This window comes from Streptomyces sp. WAC05292 (genome assembly GCF_003949955.1).
Lineage (GTDB): Bacteria > Actinomycetota > Actinomycetes > Streptomycetales > Streptomycetaceae > Streptomyces > Streptomyces globosus.
This window is the reverse complement of sequence record NZ_RPSE01000567.1, coordinates 1-2,963: the sequence shown is the minus strand read 5'-3', so window position 1 is coordinate 2,963 and position 2,963 is coordinate 1. Positions and strand designations below refer to the sequence as shown.

1 protein-coding gene is annotated in these 2,963 nt (G+C 78.9%); it reads right to left on the bottom strand.

Annotated elements, in window-relative coordinates:
• Window positions 1-1,004: 1,004 nt before the first annotated feature.
• Window positions 1,005-2,963: tetratricopeptide repeat protein (locus EF903_RS31070; protein ID WP_125548316.1), on the bottom strand; the 1,959-nt coding region annotated here is incomplete at its 5' end.

Here is a 2,963-nt window from a genome sequence, read left to right as displayed (position 1 = left end):
CCCTGGGACCCCGCTCCGGTGCCCCGGCCCGTGGCCGGCCGTGGTGCCGCCACTTGCCGGGGCACCGGAGCGGGGTCCCAGGGTCCGCCTGCTGCCGGGCGGGCGCAGGGCCCGGCGTCTGGGCCCGCGGCCTCTTCCTGACCTGTGCGGCGCAGCCGGCCTTTCCCTCTGCATGCCGCACACCATCTGTCGGGCGCCGTCTGCCGGGGCGCCGGAGCGGCGGCCGGGCCCCTGAGCGTCACCGTCGCACGGGGCGGTCGGCGCCTCTTGCATCCTGAGAGGCCTGGCCGTTCATCCGCGCTGCTGGGCCGCTGTCGGTCGGGGCGCCGGAGCGAGGTCACCGGCCGCCTGCCGCTGGGCGGGGGCGGCGTCCGATCGGGCGTGGGCCCGCTGTCCGGGCGAGCGGCCGTCGTCCTGACCTGTGCGGCGCAGCCGCCTGTTCGGCTGCGTGCCGTGCGCTGTCTGCTGTCTGCTGTCTGCCGGAGCGGAGGCCCCCGGGCGTGCCCATCGCCGGGGCGGTCGGCGCCTCGCTGCAGCCGGGGAGGCGTAGCCGCCCGTCCCGATTGCCTGGTGCACCCGGAGCCCGCTGTTGGCCAGGGCTCCCGAGCTGGGTCCCCAGGCACGCCTGCCGCACGGCGGGGACGGGGTTCGGGCGGGCCCGCGGCCGTCGTCCCGGCCTGTGCGGGGCAGCCGGTCTCGCCCTCCGCGTGCCGCGCCCCGTTGCCGGGATGCCGGGGCGGCGCCCCTGGGCGTGACCGTCACACGGTGCGGCCGGCGTCTCGCCGCTGCATCCCGGGAGGCGTAGCCGGCCGTCCCGATTCCGTGGTGCGCACCGGTGCCCGTGCCGGCCGCTGTCCGCTGCCCCCGAGCGGGGCCTCCGGGCCCCGCACGCCCGGGGGCGGTGTCGGGCCCCGCGGCCCGGGCCCGCGCGTGCGCTCAGGCATACGGCCCGGGCACGGGCTCGCGTGCCGCGGGCCCCGGCATGCGGCGCGGCGGCTGCCGCGTCAGGCCGCGGGGGGCATCGGGACGCCCATCACCTCCTGCGCGTGCAGGTCCGGGACCATCGACAGGCGCCACCCCTGCCAGCCCTCCGCCGGGTCCACGCCCCGCGCCAGCACCACCGCGTACGCGTCCAGGCAGTCCGCCAGCCGCCCGTCCCGCACCGGGTGCGGCGCCTCCGACAGCCGGGCGAGTTCCGCCCGCGCCTCCTCCGCACCGCCGCCGGGTGCCGCGTACGGCAGCAGGGTGCAGCGCATGAACCGCGCCCAGTCCTCCCCGCGCCGGTCCCCGTACGAGATGAACAGCCGGGCCGCCTCCTCGCACAGGTCGAGCGCCTGCGCCGTCCGGTCGTTGCCGGCGTCGACGACCGCCAGCTCCAGGCAGGTCCAGGCCTCGCCGTGGGCCAGCCCGATGCGCCGGAAGTCAGCCCGCGCGTCCACCAGCAGCTGCCGGGCGAAGCCGGAATTGCGGAGGCTGCCGGTCCGGGCCGCCCGCAGGTCGCGCGTCACGCGGCCCGAGTGGTGCCGGGCGTGCGCCAGCCCGTACACGTCCCGCATCCGCGAGAACATCGTCCGGGCGCGTTCCAGCTCCCGCACGGCCTCGTCCGGCTCGCCGGCCTCCTCCAGTGCCTGCCCCAGGTAGAACAGCGTCCACGCCTCGCCCCGGGCGTCCTCCGCCTCCCTGTGCCGGGCCAGCGCCTCCCGGAGCCGCTCCACCGCCCGGCCCGGGTCGCAGTCCACCACCCGGGCCCGGCCGAGCTGCGTCAGCGCCCAGGCCCGGCCGCGGTCGTCGCGGGTCCGCCCGTACAGGTCCAGCGCCCGGTGCAGCTCCTCCTCCGCCTGCGGGACCTCCCCGAGCCGCAGGTACACCTGCCCGAGCTGGAACTGCGCCCACGCCTCGCCGTGCACGCTCCCGTGCTCCCGGTGCAGCGCGAGGGAGCGCCGCAGCAGCCCGAGCGCCTCCGCCAGGCGCGCCGAGTCCCGCTCGACCGCCGCGAGCGCGTGCAGCGCCCACGCCCGGTCGCCCGCCAGCTCCGGCGGCTCCTGCAGCTCCAGCGCCTCCCGGATGCGGGCCGCGGCATCCCGCAGCCGGCCCTGGTGGTGCAGCGTGATCCCGAGCGAGACCAGCGCCATGGCCGCGCCCGCGTCCTGCCGCGCCTCCCGGTACTGGTCCACCACCGACGACAGCGTCGTCCGGGCCCGGTCCAGCTCGCCCAGCTGGCGCGCCGCGATGCCCGTACGCCACTGGACCGACCGCACCAGGCGGCCCTGGCCGGGCCGTCCCCGGCGGGCCGCCTCCACCGCCCGCGTCAGCTCGTCGATCTCCCCGAGCCGGTACAGGTCGCCGCGCAGCAGGCAGAAGTCGCACAGCGCGCCCAGCAGGTCCAGTACCGCCTGGAGGTCGTCGACGTCCCCGGCGTGGCGCAGGGCCGCCGTGATGAAGCTCGACTCCTCGTCCAGCCAGCGCAACGCCGCCTCCAGCGAGGCGAAGCCGTGTCCGCCGAACTGGCCGGCGCGTGTCGACGTCCGGCCGTCGACCATCCGGATCACCGCGTTCGCGAGCTGCGCGTAGTCGCGGATGAGGCGGCCGTGCGCGGCCGCGGCGCCCGCCCGGTCCCCGTCCGCCGCCAGGCGCTCCGCCGCGTAGGCGCGCACCGCGTCGTGCATGCGGAACCGCTCGCCGCGTACGTGGTCCAGGAGGCCCGCGCGGGCCAGCTCGTGCAGCAGCCGGGCGGCCTCGACCGGGCCGGTGCCGATCAGGGCGGCCGCCGCGGACGGGCCGAGGGAGGCCCGCCCGGCGAGCGTGAGCCGCCGCAACAGCCGCTGCCGGTCCTCGGCCAGCCGCCCGTACGCCCGCCCGAGCGCCCGCTCCAGGACCCCGTCGACGCCGCCGTCCGCGAGGACCCCGCCGCCGACACCCCCGCCTCCGCCCGCGGCCACGCCTTCAACGCCGCCGCCCGAGGG